This is a genomic window from Aggregatilinea sp. (assembly GCF_036822615.1).
In the GTDB taxonomy this organism is placed as follows: Bacteria; Chloroflexota; Anaerolineae; order Aggregatilineales; family Aggregatilineaceae; genus Aggregatilinea.
In genome coordinates this window covers 12,758-35,315 of the sequence record NZ_DAISHJ010000042.1, presented here as the reverse complement: position 1 = coordinate 35,315, position 22,558 = coordinate 12,758, and the positions used below count along the sequence as shown (strand labels likewise).

Genomic DNA, 22,558 nt, shown 5'->3' with positions numbered 1-22,558 from the left:
GTCGTTCTCCCAGAATCAAGTTGGAGAGGGGAGACAGGCACGGCCAACGGGGTTGTGTGGGGGCGATTCATGAATTGCCCCTACGGAACACGCCGATTTTCTGAAAGAACGGGCGGAGCAAGCCCCGCCCCTACGGGGTGTGCGGTTTTACGGGGAAAGACAAGGGCGGGTTGCAAACCCGCCCTTACAAAACCACGTTGATGTGAATCGCAGGGAACTTTGCCCGGGTTTCCCCTAATCCCCGATCCCTAACCCCTGATCCCTGTTTCCTACAGCGCCGAGACCGCCAGCGCCAGATTGCGCCGCACGTCCTCGCGGGTGAAGGCGGCCCACGCCGTCGGGAACGTGTTGATCAGGCGATCTTTTTCGAGCTGCTTGGCGAGCATGTACTGCCGCACGCCGCTGACGTCCGGCTGGCGCATGAAGCGCGGCTTGCCGCTGTTTTTGCGGTCTTCCTCGTCCACGAAATCGCGCAGGATCATCACCGCGACTTCGGCATCGTTCATATCGCCCAGGTGATCTTGCAGCACCTTGACCTCTTTGATCACGGCGCGGCCTTCCGGTCCCAGGATCTCCTCGAAGAATTCCAGCGCATAACGCAGCCGCTTCAGTTCGATCCGCAGCGCGTGCAGGGTTGTGACCTCGCGCGAGTCCACCAGATCGTCGTAGACGCGCACCTGCTCGTACAGCCCGTACAGCATACGCGGGAAGACGTGGCGCGCCTCGACCGGCTCGCGGTCTTCAGGATCGGGCAGAGAGCGTGCGCCCTTGCCGGGGGTGGTCAGGAACTTGTGGAACTCCTCGTTGAAGCGCGTGAACTCGCGGCTGTCCAGGCGGTGCATCAGCCGTTCGCGGGCGATCTCCAGGCGCTTCTCCCACTCCGCGAACAGCGGCGCGAGATCCACGTCAGGCGATTTTTGGGCGTACTTCTGCGCCTTGTCCATGAACACGTCCAGGTCGCGCACTTCGCCCAGCGATCCGGCGATGCGTTTCAGCGAGGCGTTGTAGGCGCTGAGGCGGCCCGGTTTAAAAAACGGTTCGAACAGACGGATGCCGCTGCGCATCCGCCGCGTGGCGACGCGCATGTCGTGCACCGCCTCAATATCCTCGCCCACGCGGACGCCCGGCTCGTTGAGCAGCATGCGCTCGAAGTGGAACAACAGCACCTTGCGCCCGGCCTCGGACATCGGATCGGTGGGCTGCACGCCGGGCGCATCGAGCAAGTTCAACGCCGTGCGCGGCTGGTTGATACCCGGCAGCGGCACGACGTCAAGCGATGCGCCGTCGTCGGAGGGGACCACTTCGTCAATGGAAGCGCCCAAACTGCTGACCGGCTCGTCTGAGCCGGGGGCTAACAGGGCCTGTGCTTCGGGCGGGAAGATATCCAAGCCGCGCTTGTCCCATTCCCGCAGCCAGTACCCTACCTGCCGGGCGCTGACGCCCGCTGTCTCCACGATTTGCGTGGTGGTCTTGTCTTCGTCTGCCAGCAGCAAAATAGTGGCACGGCTGACGAGCTTCGGATTCGTCATGCAATCGCGCAACTGAGCGAGGGCGCTGCGATCACGCTCGGTGAGAAACTCCGGCATAGCGATTGCTCCTTATGTGTTCCCGCTAATTCGCCAAGGGTCGGGTCTATGGTTCCCTAAGTGAGGCCTATAAACGTGGAAATAGCGACCCTATACATCGGCCAGTGTAGCATAATTAAATGGATTTAACGTTAAATTTTACCTGGAAATTTCCCGTCTAACCCGGTCTATGGCGATTTTTGTATAATCCGTACTATTGGGGAATAGAGATTGAAGGGACTTATCATGTCATACGTTTACAGCGACCGGCAGGCCGTGGCGCGTCTGCTGGAAAACCTGCTGGTGGGCGCGGCCAGACCGATGGATTCAATCGGGCACTGGGTTGACCTGCTGCTGGAAGAAGGTCCGGCTCCCCTGACCAGCCGGTTTCTCGATCAATTGAACGGCGAATGGCTGGATTCGGAGCCGCCCGATCGCCTGTGCGAGCGCATCGGCGGGATCGCCCGGCGGCACATGGGGATGCGCCATCCCGGGTGGCCGCACCTGTGGGCGCATACGCTCCGCGTGACCGGCACGATGGTCTCCATTGCCGAATCCCAGGAGATCGATCCGGCGGTGGGCTATCTGGCGGGCGTGCTGCACGACGTGGCGAAGCTCGACGAGGCAACCAACTCCAAAACCCACGAAGAACTGGGCGCAGAGTTCGCCAGCCGCATCCTGCAAGACCGGTTCTCGGCCCTGGTCATCGACCAGATTCGCGCCGCGATCCTCAAGGAAAACGGCAGCCCGTTGGGGCAGGTGCTGCACGACGCCGACAAGCTCGACAAGATCGGGGCGGCGGGGGTGCTGCGACGCATCTCGACCGACACGGACCGTGCCTGGGTTCCCGAAGCGCTGGATCGCGTGGCCGAGGACTGCGCACATTTCCCGCCGATGTACTCGGACCGTGGCCGCGCGCTGGCCGACAGCAAGCTGGCCTTTTCCAACGCATTTTTGCCCATCGCGCAGGATGTTGCGTCCGGTTGGCGCGAAACCTAGCTCCCGCACGGGTTTCGCATAGTCTGCTGCCTCCCCACCCGAAAACACCCATTTTGATGGTCCACAATCCGGCGACCGGCAGTCGCGCCCGGCGGCGGTTGGTCGCCCTCTTTTACAGGTTCGGGGCGGCGGATCGGCGCGCGGGAGGGGCTGTTTTTATACGTTCTTTTCCTTTATGAAAAAGTAAATTCCGCTTCGTAATTTTATACGATATTAATTGTAGGTTGATTGTAGTTTAATATGAGTTTGGGATACTGAATCTAGAACAACAAGCGGAGAAGCAGCAATGAGCGTGCCGGACTGGTATCCCTATCAAATTCGCGTAGATGCGGCAGCGCATGAAGCGGGGAAAGACACAATGGGCCTGGATCGTTCCGGAGATCTGGAACCGGATTTCAGCGTCAGTTTTGATGCGGAGGGGCTGTGTGTCGTGCTGGTACGCGGCGACTTTATGCCTGATCTGATTCGAGCGATCGCGCACCACATCCACGCGGAGCACGAATCGGGCCAGCACATGACGGGCATTTTGCTGGACTTGCAGGCGGTCCAACTGGTGAGCCTGATCCGGCTCAGCGGGCTGCTCGATCTGCTCAGCCGGTACGAACTGCCGATCGCGGTAGTGCTCGAGATGATCCCCCAGCAAGAGCGCCTGGTCGATCTGTTGCACCAGACGCTGCCCTACCGCGACCGCATCGCTTACTTCGATACGCCCGACGAAGCGCGCCCCTTCTTAGAGGGGAAGCGCCCGTCGAACTGAGCATTTCCCACTGCCGTCCCGACCCGTCAGGCGGCTTCGCGGCTGATCAGTGACCGCAGCAGCGCCAATCCCTGCGCCACGACCAACCCCAATAACGCGACCCACACCATCTGCTGACCGCGCGCGGCACGTTCCGCCGTGGGCGAGGGCGGTGTGATGATTTCCACGATTTGCCCCTCCGCCGCTTCGAACGGATCGCGCCCCTGGGCCATCAGGCGGGCCGCTTCGCCCGGCGACAGCTTTTCGGGGCGGAAGGCGGTTGTCGTCACGACGAAGTATTCGCCGCCGTCCGGGCGGAAGTGCGTTTCGAGCCGGGCATTGCGCGAATTGAGCATGTCGGTGACGTAGACTTCTTTGATCAGGATCATGATCACGACCGCGAGCGGCACGGCCAGCAGCAGCCCCATGAACCCGAACAGCGCGCTGGCGATCACCTGCGAGATCAGGACGATGGCGGCAGGCAGATCGACCTGACGGCTCATCAGGCGCGGCCCGATCAGGTTGCTCTGGATCTGCTGCGTGCCCAGGTACACCAGGATCACCCATGGCACGAGCGCCGGATCTTCGGCCAGCGCGATCAGCACGCCGGGGATCACGCCGATCACCGAGCCGAAGTTAGGGATGAACTCCATCACCCCGGCGAAAACGCCCAACGCCAGCGGATTTTCCAGCCCCAGGATCAGCCCCGTTCCCGCCGCGATCATCACGGCCAGGATGCTCATCGAGATCAACTGCCCGACGAACCAGCGCTGCAAGCCCTGGCCCAGCAGGATGAAAACCTCCAGCGCGCGGGCGCGGTAGCCGCGCGGCACGAGCGTCAGCGCGCCTTCCAGGTAATCCGTCGGCCCGGTGACGATGAACAGCGAAATGAACACCAGCACGATCAGACTGGTAATGATGGCCCCTACACCGGAGAAGAACGGAAAGACGCGCTGCGGAAGCTGCTTCGATTGATCCATGACGAAGTTCCGCAGATCGTCTCCGGTGAGCTGATCCCAATTGATCTCGGGCAGCCAGTCGTGCTTTTGCACCTGTTCGTCGTACTGATCGCGGGCCTGATCGTAGGCGTCGGGGAGCTGCTCCACGATGCTCGATACCTGTTCGACGAGCACGGGCACGACCAGCAGCAGCAGGATCACGATGAGCGCGATCAGCCCGCCAAACGAGGCCAGGACGCTCAGCCCCCGGCTGAGACCGAGACGCTGTAAACGTTGGACCGGCATTTGGAGCGCGAGCGCGATGATCACCGCCAGGAAGATCAACAGCAGGGCGTCACGCAGCGTCCAGGCTGCCAGTGCCAGCACGACCATCAGCATGGCGATGAACAGCTTCATGGCGTACTGGCCGGTGGGATTCAACTCGGGTGAGACCATAGGCGTTGGGGACCCTCGGATGCTAAGGGAGCGCGATTTTATCGAGTATGAGCAGCAGCAAAAAACCGGACAGCGACACGACCAGGAAACAGCCGATCGACACAAACATGCGCTCGGCGGCGGTCATGCCAAAAATGCGTTCCGGGGCCTGGCCCGGCGCGGCATAGACCTCATAACTTTCGACGACTTCTTCTTCCTCTAGCGCACGGCGGCGTAGTTCGTCCAGGTTATCCGACATAGTGCCCTATCTCCGCAACTGAAAAGCATCATGGTTAGCATACTGGAAAACACAGGATGCGCCAATGGTGACGTGAGAATGCCCGGCAGATGATTGTACCGGATTCACGGCAGGGCGCACGAGCCGAAAAGTCATGCCTGCGCGCTGGTCGCGCCGCCGGAGACGGTAGCGTTTGACAGCCGCACCCGCCCCGCCACGCGAGGTCTGATAGCTTTTGAGAGATCGCCACTGCTACACTCTGCACGATTAAGAGGTAGCACGCGCGCATCCAAAGGCACACACCATCATGACCACAAACGAACACACGCCTCAGCGCAGTTCGCGGTTGGCGGGTTTCTATAAGCAGTCGCTTGCGGACCGGCTGGCCGCCGTCGCGGAATGGGCGGACCTGTCGCCGGACGATCAGGCCGTGCTGTTGGGGCTGTCCGGCCTCGGCCCGGAACAGGCCGATCACATGATCGAAAACGTGATCGGCGTGTACGCGCTGCCGTTTGGCGTCGCTACCAATTTCCAGATCAACGGCGAAGACGTGCTGGTGCCGATGGTGGTCGAGGAGCCGAGCATCGTGGCGGGCGTGAGCTACGCCGCCAAGCTGGCGCGCGGGGGCGGGGGCTTCACCACGACCGCCGACGATCCGGTGATGATCGGGCAGATCCAGGTGCTCGATGTGGATAACGTCTATGCGGCGGCGGGACGCGTCTGGGAGGCGCGCGAGCGGCTGCTGGAAGAAGCGAACTGCTGCGACCGGGTGCTGGTCGATCTGGGCGGCGGCGCGCGCGGCATCGAGCTGCGCCCTCTGCTCGAAACGCCCGTTGGCCCCATGCTGATCGTGCACCTGCTGTTCGACGTGCGCGACGCGATGGGCGCGAACGCGATCAACACCACCGCGGAGCGCCTCGCGCCGATGATCGCGGAGATCACGGGCGGGCGCGTGAATTTGCGCATCCTGAGCAATCTGGCCGATCGCCGCAAGGCCAGCGCGGAATGCACCATTCCCGCCGACGCGCTGGCGACAAAATCGGCGGACGGTCCGGCGGTGGCGCGGGCCATCGTCGAGGCGGCGGCGTTCGCCGTCGCGGATCCGTACCGCGCCACGACGCACAACAAGGGCGTCATGAACGGCATGGACGCCGTGGCGATCGCCACAGGCAACGACTGGCGCGCGCTCGAAGCGGGCGCGCACGCCTGGGCCGCACGGAGCGGGCAGTACAGCTCGCTGACGGAATGGACCCTCGACGCGCGCGGCGATCTGCACGGGCGGCTGGAACTGCCGGTCGCGGTCGGCACGATCGGCGGCGCGACGCGCGTGCATCCGGCGGCGCAGATCGCGCTGCGTATTTTGGGCACGCGCTCGGCAAGCCAGCTCGCGCAGATCATGACGGCGGTCGGGCTGGCGCAGAATCTCGCCGCGATCCGCGCGCTGGCGACCGAAGGCATCCAGCGCGGGCACATGTCTTTGCACGCGCGGCAGATGGCCGTGGCGGCGGGCGCGTCCGGCGACGAGGTGGCGGTCGTGGCGCAGCGCATGGTCGAAGACGGCATTATCACCACGCAGCACGCCGCGGACATCATCGACGCGCTGCGGCGGAAGTAACTCAACACACGAACCTTACCCCCGGCCTCCACGCCCATGGAAGCAGGGGTGCACGACCACAACGGCGAGCGCCGCTGTCTACCGGGGGTGAGGTTTTGCTACCCCATGACTGGTTTGGCCCCGCGTGACGGGGAATACACGGTAACGATCCTGGCACGGTCAGGCGGAACACGGGAGAGATGTGAGATCATGACGGACGGAACGAATCCTTTGAAGGTAGGCCAGACGCTGCTGAAGACCGATCGCCCGGTGGGCATCGTCGGGTACGGGGCCTACGTGCCGCGCTACCGGCTGCCGGGCGCGGAGGTGGCGCGCGTGTGGACGGGTGGCACGGGCGGCTCTCCGATCAAAGAAAAGGCCGTCGCCGGGCTGGACGAGGACGTGATCACGATGTCCATCGAAGCGGCGCAGAACGCGCTGGCGCGCGCGGGCATCGATCCGCGCCTGATCCGCGCGGTGTGGGTTGGCAGCGAAAGCCACCCGTACGCGGTCAAGCCGTCCTCGACCATCGTCGCGGAGAGCATCGGCGCGGCCCCGAACATCCAGGCGGCGGACTGGGAATTCGCGTGCAAGGCCGGGTCGGAAGCGATGCAGGCGGGTCTGGGCTTCGTCGGTAGCGGCATGGGCCAGTACGTGCTGGCGATCGGCATGGATACCGCGCAGGGACGCCCCGGCGACGCGCTCGAATACACGGCGGCGGCGGGCGGCGCGGCCTATATCCTCGGCCCGGCGGACGAAAGCCTCGCGCTGTACCAGGGCAGCTACAGCTACGTGACCGACACGCCCGACTTCTGGCGGCGCGCGCACGAGCATTACCCCTCGCACGGCGACCGCTTCACGGGCGAACCGGCCTATTTCCAGCATACGCTCAGCGCGTCGCAGCGCCTGATGGAGATGATGGGCACGACCGCGCAGGATTACACCTGGGCCGTGTTCCACCAGCCCAACGTCAAGTTCCCGCAGCGCGCGGCCAAGATGCTCGGCTTCTCGGACGCGCAGATCGAGCCGGGGCTGCTTTCCGGCGTGGTCGGCAACGTCTACGCGGGATCGTGCCTGTTGGGTCTGACGGCGACGCTCGACGTCGCGCAGCCCGGCGACCGGATCCTGATGGTCAGCTACGGGAGCGGCGCGGGGTCGGATGCGTTCGATCTCGTCGTGACGGATCGCATTCTGGAGCGCCGCGACCGCGCCCCGCACACGCAGGAATACGTCGCGCGGCGCACCGAAGTCGATTATGCGATCTACACGCGCTATCGCGGCAAGCTGCTGACGGATTAGAAAAAAACCTCACCCCCGGCCCCTCTCCAATCAAGTTGGAGAGGGGAGAAAAACGCGATCCGGCGCGAATCTGTACGGGCATATTGCGATACGCCCGTATACGAGACCACATTCGCCCAAAGGTTCCGTAGGGGCAGTTCGTGAACTGCCCCGCTGAAATGAACTGAATGGTTTTTTGCAGACGAGGATAAACACACGATGCGCGACGTATCGATGGTAGGAGTAGGGCAGGTCCCGGTTGGCGAGCACTGGGACATGAGCTTGCGGCAGTTGGCACTCGGCGCGATCCAGGCGGCGCAGGCGGACGCGGGGATCGAGCAGGTGGACGCGGTGATCGTTGCCAACGCGCTGGGCGGCAACCTCAGCAGCCAGAATCACCTCGGCGCGCTGATCGCGGAATACGCGGGGCTGCCGGGCGCGGAAGCGTTCCGCGTCGAGGCGGCGGACGCGTCGGGCGGCGTGGCGCTGCGCCAGGGCTATCTGGCTGTGGCGTCCGGCGCGGTGGATACCGTGCTGGTGGTCGGCGTGGAAAAGGCCACCGACCGCACCGGGAGCGAGCGCGACACGTCGCTGGCGACCGTGCTCGACGCGGACTTCGAAGCGGCGCGCGGCGCGACTCCGTCGGGCATCGCGGCGCTGCTGATGCAGCGTTACATGTACGAGTATGGCGTGGCGCTCGACCAGTTCGAGGCGTTCAGCATCAACGCGCACGCCAACGGCGCGCTGAACCCGTTCGCCATGTACCGTAACAAGCTCAAGCCGGGCGCGTTTGCGAAGGCTCCCGTGCTGGCCCCGCCCGTGAATCTGTTCGACAGCGCGCCGGAAGGCGACGGCGCAGCGGCGGTGATCATGACTACGACCGACCGCGCGCTGGACGCCGTGCCGCGTCCCGTGCGGGTGCGCGGCAGCGCGATGGCGACGGATACGCTGGCGCTGCACAACCGCCCCGATCTGCTGTTCCTGCGGGCGGTGAATCTGGCGGCGGGCCGCGCTTACGAGCAGGCGGCCATCCGTCCCACGGACATCGATCTGGCCGAGCTGCACGACAGCTACACGATCCTGTCGGCGCTGCAGCTCGAAGCGGCGGGTTTCGCCGCGCGGGGTGAAGGCTGGAAGCGCGCGCAGGACGGCGGCATCACGCGCGAGGGAGCGCTGCCGGTCAGCACCTTCGGCGGGCTGAAGGCGCGCGGCAATCCGCTGGGCGCGACGGGCGTGTATCAAGCGGTCGAGATCGCGCTGCAGTTGCGCCGCGCGGCGGGCGAGAATCAGGTCCCCAACGCGCGGATCGGGCTGGCGCTGAGCATCGGCGGCATCGGCAGCACGGCGGTCGCGCACGTGTTGGAGCGCGTCGAGTAGCGGACTGCGCGGCTATCACAGAAACCTCACCCCTGGCCCTTCTCCAATCAAGTTGGAGAGGGGAGACGGGCAGGGTCATTCGTAGGGGCGATGCTTGCATCGCCCGGTGTGAGCAAAGCCGGGTAGAGCAAGCTCTACCCCTACACACGCCGGGCTTGGCGACTTGTTCCCTGGTTGCATGTTCATCGCAGGGATCGGGTATCCATTCGTTAATTCGGTGCACATGGGGCGATGCTTGCATCGCCCGCTTTTGTCTCCGCTTTGGGCCGATCGCGCATGGCTGACGGCTCTTCGCTGTTTTCCCCTCTTGCCACTTGCGCCCGAAATATCCCATAATCTGTTAGCAAGGCTCATCCTGGTGCTCACCGCGAGCGCCAGTTTACGATGTTTGCGCACAAGGAGAGCGTTATGCCGTTCTTTTTACTCTTTCAGGACATCACCGATAAGCCCGTTAGCCTCAACACGACCGTCGGCCAGATCATCACCTGGATGGTGATCGGCCTCATTGCGGGGCTGTTCGCCAACCTGTTCACGCGGGGCCGGATGAGCTTGACGGCGCTGGTTCTACTGGGGCTGGTGGGCGCCTTCATCGGCGGCTTCATCTTCGACCGCCTCGGCATCGAGCCGTCCGGCGCCTTGGGCGGCGAACTGGTCATCGAGTGGATCGACGTGGTGGCCGCCATCATCGGTTCGCTGATCGTCTTCGCACTGGTGGGCACGCTGTTCCGCAGACGCCGCTACGACTGATCTCGCACGATATTTTTGCGCCGCGCTCCATCTCGACCGCGTACCGACGGCAGTCCCCGGCGTGGGGGGCTGCCGTTGTCGTGCTGCCACCCAGCGATTGCCTGATGCCCCTCGACAGTAAGCCTCATTTGATCTATTCTTGACCGCGACCTGGTTCAACCCTGAGAGTGACCTATGACGTTCGAGTCTGTATCGGTGGTGGTTCCGTGCTACAACAGCGAGGCGAGCCTGCCGCTGCTGCTGGAACAACTGCTGCCCGTGCTGGAAGCGGAAGTGGATCGCGCCGAAGTGATCCTGGTGAATGACGACAGCCGCGATGGGACGTGGAACGCGATCACGCAGTTGGCGGGCATGTATCCCAACGTGCGCGGCGTCAACCTGATGCGCAACTACGGCCAGCATAACGCGCTGCTGTGCGGCATCCGGGCGGCGCGCGGCGAGGTCGTGATCACGATGGATGACGATCTCCAGCATCCGCCGGAGGAGATCCGGCCCTTGCTGTCCAAGCTGGCCGAAGGCTACGACGTCGTATACGGCACGCCCCAGCGCGAGCAGCACGGCATCTGGCGCGATATGGCGTCGCAGATGACCAAGCTGGCGCTGCAAAGCGCGATGGGAACCGATATCGCGCGCAGCGTGAGCGCCTTCCGCGTCTTTCGCACGCAGCTCCGCGACGCTTTTGCCGATTACAGCAGCCCGTTCGTCAACATCGACGTGCTGCTAACCTGGGCGACCAAACGGTTCGCGGCGGTGCCCGTCCGGCACGACGCGCGCACCATCGGCGTCTCGAACTACACGTTCAAAAAACTGCTGACGCACGCCGTCAACATGATCACCGGCTTCAGCGTGCTGCCGCTTCAGTTGGCGAGCTACGTGGGCTTTGGCACGATGCTGTTTGGCGTCGTCATTTTGATCTACGTGCTGGTGCGCTACGTGATCAACGGCGGCAGCGTGCCGGGCTTCCCGTTCCTGGCGTCGATGATCGCTATTTTCTCCGGCGTGCAGTTGTTCGTGGTGGGCATCTTTGGCGAATATCTGGCGCGCATGTACCAGCGCACCATGAACCGCCCGATCTACACCGTGCGCGACGAGGTCGGCGGGCCGGTGGCGCAGGCGGTCGAGGCGGAGCAGTTATGAACGCCGTCGTGTGCCGCGCCCTGCCGTGGGATTCGGAGTTCTTTGGCCGCCGCATCGGGCGGGTGGTTCCGACGCGTTTGACGCCGGACGAGATGGCGCGCGCGCTGGCCTGGGCCGATCAGGAACAGATCGACTGCCTCTATCTGCTGGCCGATTTCAGCGACCGCGACACGATCCGGCTGGTGGAGAACAACGGCTTCCGGCTGATGGACCTGCGTACGCTGCTCGACCGGACGCTGAAGGATGAGATTCCGCCCGCCGCGCCGGAGATCCGCCCGTGGCAGCCCGACGATCTGCCCGTACTGCGCAAGGTGGCGCGTGGCAGCTACCGCGACTCGCGTTTTTATTTCGACGAGCGCTTCCCCGACGCGCAGTGCGACACCCTGTACGAAACGTGGATCGAAAAGAGCTGCCACGGGTACGCCGAGCAGGTGCTCGTCGCGGAGTATCAGGGCGCGGCGGCAGGGTACATTTCGTGCCACATCCGCGACGGCGTGGGCGATATCGGGCTGGTGGGCGTGGACGAGCGGGCGCAGGGGCGCGGCCTGGGCCGGTCCCTGGTGATGGGATCGCTCGCGTGGTTCAAATCGCAGGGTCTGGACCGGGTCACGGTCGTGACGCAGGGACGCAACATCCCCGCACAGCGCCTTTACCAGCGCTGCGGCTTTATGACCCGTTCGGTGGAGTTGTGGTATCACCGCTGGTTTACGACACAGGAGGACGATCTCCGTCGATGAGCAGTTTCCCTATTCCGTTTAACAAGCCCGGTGTGACGGGTATCGAGCAGAGTTATATCGCGGAAGCGATCGCCAGTGGGCACCTGTCGGGCGATGGCTCATTTACCAAGCGCGCCAGCGTCATCTTGCAGGAGGCGCTCGGCGTGCCGAAGGTGCTGCTGACGACCTCGTGCACGCACGCACTCGAAATGTCCGCCATGATCCTCGACCTGAAGCCGGGCGACGAAGTGATCGTGCCCTCTTTTACCTTCGTCTCGACCGTCAACGCCTTCGTGCTGCGCGGCGCGACGCCGGTATTTGCCGACGTGCGCGAAGACACGCTCAACATGGACGAAACGAAGCTCGAAGCGCTGATCACGCCCCGCACGCGCGCCATCGTGCCCGTGCATTACGCGGGCGTCGCCTGCGAGATGGACGCGATCATGGACATCGCCAACCGCCACGGCGTCGAGGTGATCGAAGACAACGCGCACGGACTGTTCGGCAAGTACAAGGGCAAGTGGCTGGGCACGTTCGGCAGCATGGCGACCCAGAGTTTCCACGAAACCAAGAACTTCCAGTGTGGCGAGGGTGGGGCGCTGCTGATCAACGATCCGCGCCACGCTGAGCGGGCCGAGATCATCCGCGAGAAGGGCACCAACCGCAGCCGCTTCTTCCGCGGGCAGGTCGATAAGTATACGTGGGTGGACGTCGGGTCGAGCTACCTGCCGTCCGAAGTGCTGGCCGCGTTCCTGACGGCGCAGTTGGAGCAGCGCGAGGCGATCCAGAGCGCGCGGGCGAATTTGTGGCACACCTATTACGACGCGCTCGACGACTGGGCCTGCGAGTTCCACGTGCGGATGCCGGTCGTGCCGGAGGACTGCGAGCAGGCGTATCACATGTTTTACATGCTGATGCCTTCGCTGGAACTGCGCACGGCCTTCATCGATCACATGAAGTCGCGCGGCATTCTGCCGGTGTTCCACTATCTGCCGCTGCACCTGTCTGACATGGGCCGCAAGTTCGGCGGCGAGCCGGGCGCGTGCCCGGTGACCGAGGACATCAGCGACCGGCTGGTCCGGCTGCCGTTCTACAACTCCATGACGCCCGAGGAACAAACGCGCGTGATCGAAGCGATCCTCGACTTCGACTGGAAAGTTTAGCTGCCCGGCACGTAATAAATACGAACGATCGGGCCGGTGCGACGCTGTTCGGGAATGTCCTGAATGGGTCCAAAGCCGGTCCGATCGTCGATTTTCCCCACGCACCTGTCCCCTTCGAACGGCGAGAACACCGTCACCAGCTGCCACCGGGCGCGCTGCGCATCACTGATCGCCGGGAAGTCAATCGCGGACGGTGAGGACGGATCTTTAGGCCCGTAACAGAAATCAGCTTCCACGACATACGTGATGCCGTTGTCGGCAATCAGGCGATCCATGTCGTCATGCGTATCGATGACTTTTTGCAGTTCCGGCCCGTAAATGTCGTATGCCGGGCCGGGGCGATGCTCGGGCGGTTCTTCCACCCACCATTTCCACGCTTCAAGCTGCGGATTGCCCAGGTCCACAGCGCGCCGGATGCTGCTCTCGTCGCGCATCAGCGGGACCGAATAAGCGATCGGCGCACCGGACATGATCGCCGTGCCAGGATGGAGTGTGTGCTCGATGTAACGCGCCGCCTGGACGCGTGTATCCGCCCGATCCAGAACCCGGACCAACTGCACGGTATAACCGCCTTCGAGCGCCAGCAGTCCCGCGACGATCACGCCGCCTGCTACTTGCAGCGCGCGCCGTTTGCCCGCCAGCAGCACGTCCAGCCCGATCCCGCTGAGCAGCGCCATCGGGATCAGCCATGGCGTCCAGTAGTACACCTTGTAGAAGATGCTGATCACGCGGCCAATGGAGATCAGCAGCGACGCGAACGTGACGAGCACGATCCAGTACGGCGCGTGCCGCTTCCAGCGGGCAGCCGCGAGCACGCCCAGGATCGACGCGGGCAGCATCCAGCGCCACGCGAGGCGGGCCATTTCTTCGAGCTGCGCCCGGATGATTTTGAGCTGCGCCGCCAGTGATGACTCGTAGGGCGTGTAGGCGTAGGTGTCGAGGCGCTTGATCTCGAAGCGCAAATCGTTGGGGTAGACGAAGGCTACCGGGTTGAAGATCAGGTTGCCCGCCGCGATGCCTGCCACGGTCCACAGCACGCCGGGATGCAGGATCAGGTGTTTGGGCAGGCGGCGCAGATCGTGCCCGGCAGCGTCCCACGCGATGCTGACGTGCGCGACGATCAGCCCGGTTCCGGCGACGGCGGCGCTCAGTTTGCTGAGCATGATCAGTGCCAGCCCGATGCCCGCCAGGAAATAGTCGCGGTTCCGGCGGTACTTCCACAGGCGCATCAGCAGCCACACGAACAGCGCCATGCTGAAGGTGACCAGCCCATCCGGCAGGGCGATCATCGAGTTCGTGAGGAAAAAGCCGTTGACGGCCAGTGCTGCCGCCGCCAGCAGCCCGACTCGGTCGCTGATATACCGGCCCGCCAGCCCGACCAGCCCGATCGCCAGTGTGGTCAGCAGGGCCATCATCAGCCGCGTTGCCAGCGTGAACTGATCGTGATCCTTGAAGTATAGATCCTGGAATTCGTGCAGGTTATGAACGTCCCCCGTCAGCAGGCGCAGGCCCAACAGCCCGGCGACCGAGGCCCCGTCGGTATAGGCAATCAGCGAGCGGTGATAGCGCACATGCGGCTCTGGAAGCTCGCCGCGTGTCAGGCGCAGCGCCGTGGACAGGTCGCTATTCTCATCCCCGATTTGCAGTCCTGGCAGGCCGTGATCTGCCACCACGAGGCGCGCGGTAAGTCCGGCCAGCAGGATCATGCATAACACAATCCAAAAGGTGCGTGAATTTTTAGACATAAAATCACTTGTGAGGGCCAGCGAGGGCTGGCGAGGTGGTATTAAGACCGGCGCGGATTATAACAGGGATCGGTGAAAATCCTTACGTAATCACTGTGACAAATGGGATCAAAAACCGCGCCGGATGGAAGCTCTCACCCGGCGCGGCGCGAATCGCGGATCTGCGGCGACTTACGCCCCGTCCGTCACTGCCGGAACGATATAATCGGCCACGACGTTGAACTCGCGGATCATGCGGTTGTCCGCAAACATGGCGGGCACGCGGCGTAGGCGGCCATTCATCACCACGATCAGGTCCAGGTCGGGGATCACGTAGGCGAACTGACCGGCGAACCCAACCGCCATGAAGCTCGGATGTCCGGCCTGCTCGCGGATCCACCACAGGTAACCGTAACCGATGGGCGGGCGATCGCTGTTGTCCGGCGGCACGACGAGCGAGTGCTGCTGCGTCGATTCCGCCACCCACGCGGCGGGGATCACCTGCCTGTTTTCCCAGCGGCCCCCGTTCAGGTACAGGTAGGCGAACTTCGCCAGATCGCGCGGGGAGAGCGCCAGCTCCGTGCCGCCGATGGTGTAACCCTGCGGATCGCTCGTCCAGGTGCGCTGCGTGATGCCCAACGGCTTGAACAGGAACAGATCCGCGAAGTCCAACGCGGTCATGCCGGTGGCTCTTTGCAGCACGGCGGAGAGAAGCTGCGTATCGCCCGTGCTGTAGGCGTGAATCTCGCCCGGATCGTGCGCGAGGGGTTGGTCGAGCACGAAACGCAGCCAGTTGGGGCGCGACGTCATTTCCACCGTGCAGCCGCCCCACTCGTTCCACTCGATGCCCGACCGCATACGCAGCAGGTCACGTACGGTGATCGCGCGCTTGCGGCGGTCGGCGCTGGCGGGCAGCATCTCCGGCAGAAAATCGCTCAGCGGATCGTCCAGGCTGTTCAGGTCGCCCGTGTTCAGGGCAATGCCGACCAGCGACGACAGCACGCTTTTGGTCGCGGATTTCAGATTGTGCGGCTTATCCGGTCCGGTGCCGTCGTTGTACCGCGCGTAGACAATATCGCCGCTGCGCACGACGAGCAGACTTTCGATGTTGGGGTAGTCCGCCGCCAGCACGCGATCGGCTTCGGCCAGTTTGTCCACGTCCATGCCGCGCGCGGCGGGATCGGCTTCGCGCCAGCCGCGTGTCGGCCAGTAGTCACGGGTGGCGGCAAGGCTCTGCGCCGCTTCTCCGGTCATGAGTGCTCCTTTATGTGGCTTCGTGTTTGTGTGCGGCCTGTTACTGCACGATCTTTATATTGAACATGGGCGTGCCCTGCCTGAGCAGCAGCGTGATCCACAGCGGCAGGTACATCTCCATGCCGCGCGCCGCGCTGAGGTCGCCCAGGTCGATCACGTCCTGCCAGCCGAATGCGGTCTTCAGCAGATCGATCACCTGCGTTTTGGCGTCCGCGTCATTGCCGCTGACGAATATCGTGTGATCGCCCCCGGCGACGAGGCCGGGATTCACCATCACGGACGCGTTGACCGTGTTCAGCGTCTTGACCACCTTCACAGCGGGGTAGGCGCGCTGGATCTGTTCGGCCAGCGAATCGGTGCTGTCCACGAACAGGCTGGGCGGCATGCCGTGCGAAAAGTCAAGCGGGTTGCTGATGTCGATCAGCACTTTGCCGTCGAGCGCGGTCTGGCCCGCCAGCCCGAGCGCGTTGAGCGTGCCTCTGCCGCTGGTGCAGTTGAACAGGATCTCGCCATGCGCCGCCGCTTCCGCGAACGTGCCCAGGCGCACCGCCGGGTGCTGCGCGTGCCATTCCGCGAAGGCCGGGCCGCGATCGGACGCGGGGCGCATCTTGAGCTGCGCGACGTCGCGCGTGCCGAGCATCACGTTATGTCCCAGGTCCGCCAGCTTGCCGCCGATCGCCTGGCCCACCGCTCCCGAACCGAGTACTCCGATGTCCACGTTGTTTTCTCCCTGAGGGTATCCCGCCCCGGTTGGTGTCCGATAGCGAGAAGTTAGCACGCCTGCCGCGCAGCGCCTATCAGTATTGCGCAAGAAAAGAGCCGGTTGCATGCCGGGGCGGGCTTGGGGTATGCTGGCGCTGGATTTTAGAGCAGACTGATTGTGAATTGATGGAGGGATGTGTGCCCGACACGCGTCGTAAAGAGTATACGCCCGATTGGCCCGCCACGCGGCAGTCGCGTTTGTTAAAGCCGCTGTGCCGCACCTTGATGGTTGTCACTTCCAAATATCGAACCCATGGGGCCGAGAATTTCCCCGAGCCGCCCTATATCGCCGTAACCAATCACCTGAGCTACTTCGACGTGCCCGCCATGATGGCCGTCGCGCCTTACGGGGTCGTGGGGATGGCGGCGCGCAAGTACCAGCACAGTTGGCTGGCGCCGTTTTTTTCGATGACCGCCCTCATCTGGGTGACGCAGTTCAGCGCCGACCGCGAAGCGCTGCGCGCGGCCCAGCGCGTGCTCGAAGGCGGTGTGGCGATGGGCATCGCCGTGGAAGGCACGCGCAGCCGGGACGGTCAGCTGGCGAAGGGCACGGACGGCGCGTCGTTCCTGGCGACGCGCACCGGCGTGCCGCTGGTCCCGGTGGGCATCTGGGGCACGGAAAAAGTGCTCAAGCAGTTCCGCCCGGAGACGCACGTGAACATCGGGAAGCCGTTCCACCTGCCGGAAGGCCGCGCCCGGGGCGAACAGCTTTCCGAATACACCGAGCAGATCATGTGCGCCATCGCGGCCATGCTGCCCGAGGAATATCACGGCTACTACGCGGGCAACCCGCTGGTCGAGGAAATGGCCAAGATCGTGCGGTAGCGACGGACGCCTGGGCGTCAGGCATAGGAGGGTTCATATGGGACAGGACGAACTGCCGGATGTGGCGATTTACGGGCATCCGAACGATCCCTACGTGCAGCAGCTTCAGGCCCATTTACAGCAGCGCGGGATGCCGTTTTCGCTGCTGGACGTGGATCGCAGCGAAGACTCGATGGAGTTCGCCGCGCTGCGAAACGAAGGGCCGGATCTGAAGGCGGTGGTGGTGATTGGGCCCGAAGAGGACAAAGAGGTAGTGGTTCAGCCGTCGATGGACGAGGTGGATCGCCTTCTGGCCCGGTTTGGCTTCCTTCAGCCGCCGCCGCTGGGCTGAACCGGCCTATGCGCTGCCCCCATCCTCCACGCACGCGGAGGGAAGGGGAAACATTCACATGCAACACATGGTGTGCGGGGATTCCGGCAAAAACGGGCGGAGCAAGCCCCGCCCCTACGAAAGACAGCGGCGCCTATCGCGCCGCTGAACGCTTAACTTGCTGCAAATGGGGCGGTTCGTGAACTGCCCCTGCACGTTTTGCTCGTTTCCGACTAACGACTGAAAACTTCAAACTAACGACTGCTGTTCCCCTAATTGCTCCGCTTCCAACTGCCGTTCGCCAGCCGCCAGATGATCTGCGTCGTCGCGCCGTCTTCCGCGCGGACCGCATCCACATACGCGTAGGTCTGGCCGCTGTCGTCGCGCAGGACGTTCACCACCTGCACCTGTGGGGCCGTCCGGCTGGCGTAGGTGGGATCTTCGATGCGCCGGGCGACTTCCGACGCGGCGCTGGCGCTTTCCAGGTCATAGAGGTCCAGCAGCGCGGCGCTGCCGTCCACCTGGGCCAGCAGCTCGGCTTCCACGTCCAGCCGCCACTGGAAGAACCCGCGCCAATCGAGTGCGGCCAGCGTTTCGCCCGGTATTTGCGCCAGCGACTGCCCGGTGATGGCGCTTAGCGCGGCATCCAGCGTGGGCTGCGAGGGCAGGGTGCGGGCCAGCGTGCCCGGCGCGCCCGCGCCGTACTGCGCGATCAGCGACCGGGTAAATTCGCCCGTCGAGGCGGCAGCGCTGCCCGTGAACTGCCAGCTCAGCCAGCCCGCCAGCTCGTCCGCGATCCAGGCGGCGTCGGTGGGCGGCGGGGTGACGCTGTCGCTCGCGGCGTAGCGCACCAAGCGCCGCGCGAGCGCTTGCGCGATGGACGTGTTGAGGTCGGGCGGGATGGCGGCATCCGCGCGGGCGCGATCCACCAGCGGCGACGTAATGCGCAGCGTCCAGGCGTCATAGGTGGCCCATTCCAACGCGGCGGGCCGTTCCGCCACGATATCCACGCGCAGATCGGGCGGCAGGGCGGTGCACTGCAACAACTGGCAGCCCTGCGACCACCACGTCCCCACGCGCGGAGCCAACGCGGCGGCCAGCGCTGCGTCGAGCGTGTGGTACGTGACCGTCGCCGCGCCGGACGTGATCTCGGCTTCGTCGCCCCAGAACGTCAGATCGGCGGGCACGTGCCGCCAGCCGCCCTGGTCGGTCGATCCCTTGTCTTCGTAGAACCAGTAAAACCACGCCACGTTGTACGGGACGCCGTCGATGATTTCCTGCACGACGACACGCCCGCGCAGGTGATCGATCGTCGCGTCGACGACCGTGCCGGGCAGGTCGACCGAGTGCGTTTGTTTGAGCTGCTGGTACGCCTCGAACGCGCGGCTCTGATCGAGCATGAACGCGTCGCTGGCGCTGCGCTGAACCGCCATGAATCCGGCGAAATCCCCGATGCGCAGCGCGGTCGTCTCGACCTCGACCGTATCGAGTAAGTCCTGCCGGTACTGGCTGTCCACCTGATTCAGCCGCCAGTAAATCGCCGCGCCTGCCGCAATCAGTACTGCGGCCAGCCCCACGATCAGCAGCAGCAGACGCCGCCGCGCGACGTGGCGCTGCCGCCGCGCTTCGGGATCTTCCCCGGCGCGCGCTTGCGTTTGTTCGGATTCGATCTGCCAGTCGAGTTTGATACCCATAGCTGTGGTCGCTCAAAATGGTCGATGTGCCGGGCCGTGAGCCAAGCCGCTCGATTCTAACCCGCGCGTGGGGTGCGTCAAGTACGGTTGACCCGCTCATAAGCGAGATAATATAATAATTAAATAGAAAAACTGATCCGCGAGAACGCCTGATGGATCACCACGTGTTTATCAGCTACAGCCGCCGCGACGCCGACCTCGTGCGTCCCCTGGTGCACGCTCTGCGCGCGGACGGGGTGCTGGTGTGGGTGGACGAAGAGGGCCTGGAACCCGGCACGCCCGAATGGGGCGCGGCCATTGGCGACGCCATCGAGCGCGCGGGCAGCGTCGTCGCGGTGCTTTCGCCGGACGCGGAAAAATCGCCGTGGGTGGGCCGCGAGCTGAATCACGCCGAAAAGTTTGGGGTGCGCATCATCCCGATCCTGGTGCGCGGCGACGAGCGCAACGCGGTGCCCTTCCTGCTCGCGACGACGCAGTGGATCGACGGGCGTGGGCGCGACGGCGACCGGATTGACGCGCAGGCCTTCGACCAGCTTCTGACCGCCGTCTGCCGCCACGTTCACTTCGAGAGCCATTCACAGCGCCGGAAGCGGCTCGCGCAGGAAGAAATGGACCGGCTGGTGGCCGATAAGGAGCGCCAGCTTCAGGCGGAACAGGCCGAACAGGAGCGCCAGCGCCGCGAAGCGGAAGCGTTCCGGCAGGCCGAACTGCGGGTGCGCCGCACGCAGCGCAGCCGCCAGCAGCGGCGGATCGGGCTGATGCTGGCCGGGGGCGTGCTCGTGCTGATGATCCCGATCGTGCTGGTTATCATGCTGATGGCGCTGCTCGACAATTCCCCAGGTACCGCCGATCCGACCGCGACCGGCGACAGCGGCGCGGCGCAGCAGGTCACGAATACGCCACCTTCCGCCAAAACGCCGGGGCAGGGCCTCGCGGTGGACCTGAGCGGCATCGCGGGGGGCATCGCCACGCCGGTCGCGAACGGCGGCTATTCGACGGGGCAGGGTCTGGTGATGGTCGATGCGGCGTGCGACCAGAACGGCAGCATCGTACCCGTTCAGGGGGACGGGGAAAACGTGGTGTTTTATACCGCGTGGCTTGCGACGGACGATTACGGCCTGGAAGACTATACGCTGGCGGCCAGCTACGGTTTGACGGTCGATGGCAAGCCCGTCTTTGGCCTCCAATGGACCTTCAGTGACTTCTTCCCCACCGGCTACGCGCCCTACATTCGCGGCGTGTACGTCTATTTCCCGTATGGGCCGCTCTCGCCCGGCCAGCACAGCGTCGGGCTGGCGACGTACCTGGATCGCGTCATTACCGACGGCGTGGATTATTACGGCTATTCCGAGGAGGGGTCCGACGCGACGTTTGAAAACTCCTGCGCGTTCACCCTGCCGTGACCGGACCCACTGCTGCCGCCAAGCCCTAATTTCTAGCTATCCCTCGCGCAGGCCGACGTCCGCCGCCAGCACGCGCCGCACTTCACCGGACGCAAGACGCACCATCAGCGCGCCGTTTTCGTCGATGTCTTCCGCGATGCCCTCGTAGGGCTGGCCCGCTTCCTGCTGGGGGAAGACGGTCACGTGCTTGCCCAGCGTCTTCAGCCAATTGCGCCATTCGTCGAACAGCGCGGGCTGGTCGATGCGCCGCTCCCAGCTATCGACGTGGCGCAGCAGGTTCGCCAGGATCACGTGCCGGTCGACGGCGCGGCCCAACTCGCCCTCGATGGAGGTCGCCACGCCTTCGAGGTCCGTGCCGCTGAAGTCGGTGCGCACGTTCACCCCGATGCCCAGGATCACCGCGTTGAGCCGGTTGCCCAGCCACGTTGCTTCGGCCAGAATGCCGCAGATTTTGCGCCCGTGGACCAGCACGTCATTCGGCCATTTCAGCGCGACGTCGTCCGGCAGGATCGCGGCGATCGTCTCCGCGACGGCGACCGCGCCGACCATCGTCACGCGCGGGAGCTGTTCGGGCACGATGTGCGGCTGAAGGATGACGCTGCACATGATGCTCGTTTCCGGCGGCGAGATCCACTGCCGCCCCTGGCGACCGCGCCCTTTTTCCTGTTCCTCCGCGATGACGACCGCGCCGCTGGGAAGCTGGGGATCGTCGGTGGTCCAGGCGCGCGCCTGATCCTGCGTGCTGCCGGTGACGTCGTAGAAGCGAAACGGGCGGTGGCCCAGCGCCAGCCGCAGTGATTCGGGGGTGAAACGATCGGACATGGGTGGTGCCCTCCTTGTGGCCCGGCGCTGCCGGGCGTGCGCTGAAGATGGGTCACTTTGTCTGATTCGATCGTAACCGTCGCGGCGGACCTGTCAACCGGATCGTTTCCAACCCGGATTGGAGGAGGGGCGGGGTGAGGTCGCGTTTTCGAGCGCCGCCGCGCCGCGCCGCGCGATTCTGCGACGGGGATGTAACCTGCACGTAACTCCGGCGGGATATTGTCAGGGCAAGAGTGTGCGGGTCGTTTGTTGGGGCGCCGCGCGACTCGCTAGAATTGGAAGTGTGACTGTTCCGATTCTAACGGAAGCGAAGGTTTTCAGATGGACCCGATTCTGTGGACGCCCTGGCGGATGCCCTACCTGCGCGGCGAGGTTGAAAAACAGCCCGGCTGCGTCTTTTGTAACAAGGTCGATGCGGACGACGACGTCGAGTTTGTGGTGGCGCGCAGCGAGTACGTGTTCGTCACGCTGAACGCGTACCCGTACAACAACGGCCACCTGCTGATCGTGCCCTATGCGCACGTGGCCTCGGTGGAAGATCTCGCGCCGGACGCCCTGCTCGACCTGATGCAGACCCTGAATAAGAGCATCGCCGCTCTCCGCCGTGTGTATAACCCGCAGGCGTTTAACGTGGGGGCGAACATCGGCGCGGCGGCGGGCGCGGGCATTGCGGAGCACTTTCACGTGCATGTGGTTCCCCGGTGGGGCGGCGACACCAACTTTATGACCGTCACCGCCGGGACGCGCATCATTCCTGATGCGCTGGAGGACACCTACCGCGACCTGCGCGCGGCCTGGGATGAGCCGGGCGATTGAGTTGTTTTCCAATGGGACGCATGCC

Annotated in this window: 21 protein-coding genes; 13 read left to right on the top strand and 8 right to left on the bottom strand. The window is 64.3% G+C overall.

The genetic code is table 11. From position 1 onward, the window contains the following. Positions 1 to 269: 269 nt before the first annotated feature. Complete coding sequence (locus V7116_RS13520; RefSeq protein WP_324392466.1) at positions 270 to 1,586, bottom strand: CHAD domain-containing protein; 1,317 nt, start codon at positions 1,584 to 1,586, stop codon at positions 270 to 272. 225 nt (positions 1,587 to 1,811) lie between these two features. Here V7116_RS13520 and V7116_RS13515 point away from each other — a divergent pair, with 225 nt between their 5' ends. Together V7116_RS13515 and V7116_RS13510 are read left to right on the top strand one after the other, a co-directional pair. Continuing rightward, the gene (locus V7116_RS13515) at positions 1,812 to 2,564 is read left to right on the top strand and encodes an HD domain-containing protein (protein WP_324392465.1); all 753 of its coding nucleotides are present in this window, start codon (positions 1,812 to 1,814) and stop codon (positions 2,562 to 2,564) included. A 286-nt stretch (positions 2,565 to 2,850) separates the two neighbouring features. Then, on the top strand, positions 2,851 to 3,321 hold the full coding sequence (locus V7116_RS13510) for a hypothetical protein (protein WP_324392464.1): 471 nt from the start codon (positions 2,851 to 2,853) through the stop codon (positions 3,319 to 3,321). A gap of 26 nt (positions 3,322 to 3,347) precedes the next feature. On the opposite strand, the gene V7116_RS13505 is transcribed toward V7116_RS13510, so the two are convergent. Both V7116_RS13505 and V7116_RS13500 read right to left on the bottom strand, forming a co-directional pair. Further along, a complete protein-coding gene (locus tag V7116_RS13505; protein ID WP_324392463.1) occupies positions 3,348 to 4,694 on the bottom strand; it encodes an AI-2E family transporter in 1,347 nt (448 codons plus the stop codon). A gap of 22 nt (positions 4,695 to 4,716) precedes the next feature. Further along, positions 4,717 to 4,932: a hypothetical protein gene (locus V7116_RS13500; protein WP_324392462.1), complete on the bottom strand. Its 216-nt coding sequence runs from the start codon at positions 4,930 to 4,932 to the stop codon at positions 4,717 to 4,719. 286 nt (positions 4,933 to 5,218) lie between these two features. Here V7116_RS13500 and V7116_RS13495 point away from each other — a divergent pair, with 286 nt between their 5' ends. The 7 genes from V7116_RS13495 to rffA all read left to right on the top strand — a co-directional run bounded on the left by V7116_RS13495 (position 5,219) and on the right by rffA (position 12,923). Then, the gene (locus V7116_RS13495) at positions 5,219 to 6,526 is read left to right on the top strand and encodes a hydroxymethylglutaryl-CoA reductase, degradative (protein ID WP_324392461.1); all 1,308 of its coding nucleotides are present in this window, start codon (positions 5,219 to 5,221) and stop codon (positions 6,524 to 6,526) included. Between the two features lie 189 nt (positions 6,527 to 6,715). Further along, the gene (locus V7116_RS13490) at positions 6,716 to 7,804 is read left to right on the top strand and encodes a hydroxymethylglutaryl-CoA synthase (protein WP_324392460.1); all 1,089 of its coding nucleotides are present in this window, start codon (positions 6,716 to 6,718) and stop codon (positions 7,802 to 7,804) included. 198 nt (positions 7,805 to 8,002) lie between these two features. After that, positions 8,003 to 9,160 carry a thiolase C-terminal domain-containing protein gene (locus V7116_RS13485; RefSeq protein WP_324392459.1) on the top strand — a complete coding sequence of 386 codons (1,158 nt, stop codon included), beginning with the start codon at positions 8,003 to 8,005 and terminating at the stop codon, positions 9,158 to 9,160. Between the two features lie 408 nt (positions 9,161 to 9,568). Further along, positions 9,569 to 9,907 (top strand): GlsB/YeaQ/YmgE family stress response membrane protein, encoded by a 339-nt coding sequence (locus V7116_RS13480; RefSeq protein WP_324392458.1) that lies wholly within the window; start codon positions 9,569 to 9,571, stop codon positions 9,905 to 9,907. A 174-nt stretch (positions 9,908 to 10,081) separates the two neighbouring features. Further along, entirely contained in the window at positions 10,082 to 11,044 is a 963-nt protein-coding gene (locus V7116_RS13475) for a glycosyltransferase family 2 protein (protein ID WP_324392457.1), read from the top strand. Beyond that, the gene (locus tag V7116_RS13470; protein WP_324392456.1) at positions 11,041 to 11,781 is read left to right on the top strand and encodes a GNAT family N-acetyltransferase; all 741 of its coding nucleotides are present in this window, start codon (positions 11,041 to 11,043) and stop codon (positions 11,779 to 11,781) included. Before V7116_RS13475 ends, V7116_RS13470 begins: the two co-directional genes overlap by 4 nt. Further along, complete coding sequence (rffA, locus tag V7116_RS13465) at positions 11,778 to 12,923, top strand: dTDP-4-amino-4,6-dideoxygalactose transaminase (RefSeq protein WP_324392455.1); 1,146 nt, start codon at positions 11,778 to 11,780, stop codon at positions 12,921 to 12,923. Before V7116_RS13470 ends, rffA begins: the two co-directional genes overlap by 4 nt. On the opposite strand, the gene V7116_RS13460 is transcribed toward rffA, so the two are convergent. The 3 genes from V7116_RS13460 to V7116_RS13450 form a co-directional block, all read right to left on the bottom strand. Next, on the bottom strand, positions 12,920 to 14,668 hold the full coding sequence (locus V7116_RS13460; RefSeq protein ID WP_324392454.1) for an ArnT family glycosyltransferase: 1,749 nt from the start codon (positions 14,666 to 14,668) through the stop codon (positions 12,920 to 12,922). The genes rffA and V7116_RS13460 overlap by 4 nt on opposite strands. Positions 14,669 to 14,839: 171 nt before the next feature. Beyond that, positions 14,840 to 15,901, bottom strand: coding sequence for a serine hydrolase domain-containing protein (locus V7116_RS13455; protein WP_324392453.1), 1,062 nt, complete (start codon positions 15,899 to 15,901; stop codon positions 14,840 to 14,842). A 40-nt stretch (positions 15,902 to 15,941) separates the two neighbouring features. Then, positions 15,942 to 16,619, bottom strand: a complete 678-nt coding sequence (locus V7116_RS13450) for an NADPH-dependent F420 reductase (protein ID WP_324392452.1) — start codon at positions 16,617 to 16,619, stop codon at positions 15,942 to 15,944. 182 nt (positions 16,620 to 16,801) lie between these two features. Here V7116_RS13450 and V7116_RS13445 point away from each other — a divergent pair, with 182 nt between their 5' ends. Together V7116_RS13445 and V7116_RS13440 are read left to right on the top strand one after the other, a co-directional pair. Next, positions 16,802 to 17,488 carry a lysophospholipid acyltransferase family protein gene (locus V7116_RS13445; RefSeq protein WP_324392451.1) on the top strand — a complete coding sequence of 229 codons (687 nt, stop codon included), beginning with the start codon at positions 16,802 to 16,804 and terminating at the stop codon, positions 17,486 to 17,488. Positions 17,489 to 17,525: 37 nt separating this feature from the next. After that, positions 17,526 to 17,819 carry a hypothetical protein gene (locus tag V7116_RS13440; protein WP_324392450.1) on the top strand — a complete coding sequence of 98 codons (294 nt, stop codon included), beginning with the start codon at positions 17,526 to 17,528 and terminating at the stop codon, positions 17,817 to 17,819. Between the two features lie 251 nt (positions 17,820 to 18,070). Here the strand turns inward: V7116_RS13440 and V7116_RS13435 are convergent, their stop codons facing one another. Next, on the bottom strand, positions 18,071 to 19,492 hold the full coding sequence (locus tag V7116_RS13435) for a hypothetical protein (RefSeq protein ID WP_324392449.1): 1,422 nt from the start codon (positions 19,490 to 19,492) through the stop codon (positions 18,071 to 18,073). 152 nt (positions 19,493 to 19,644) lie between these two features. Between V7116_RS13435 and V7116_RS13430 the strand changes: the two genes are divergently transcribed. Continuing rightward, on the top strand, positions 19,645 to 20,895 hold the full coding sequence (locus tag V7116_RS13430) for a TIR domain-containing protein (protein ID WP_324392448.1): 1,251 nt from the start codon (positions 19,645 to 19,647) through the stop codon (positions 20,893 to 20,895). A gap of 36 nt (positions 20,896 to 20,931) precedes the next feature. Here the strand turns inward: V7116_RS13430 and V7116_RS13425 are convergent, their stop codons facing one another. Then, positions 20,932 to 21,717 (bottom strand): biotin--[acetyl-CoA-carboxylase] ligase, encoded by a 786-nt coding sequence (locus V7116_RS13425; RefSeq protein ID WP_324392447.1) that lies wholly within the window; start codon positions 21,715 to 21,717, stop codon positions 20,932 to 20,934. A gap of 321 nt (positions 21,718 to 22,038) precedes the next feature. Here V7116_RS13425 and V7116_RS13420 point away from each other — a divergent pair, with 321 nt between their 5' ends. Further along, a complete protein-coding gene (locus V7116_RS13420; RefSeq protein ID WP_324392446.1) occupies positions 22,039 to 22,533 on the top strand; it encodes an HIT family protein in 495 nt (164 codons plus the stop codon). The last annotated feature ends 25 nt before the right edge of the window (positions 22,534 to 22,558 follow it).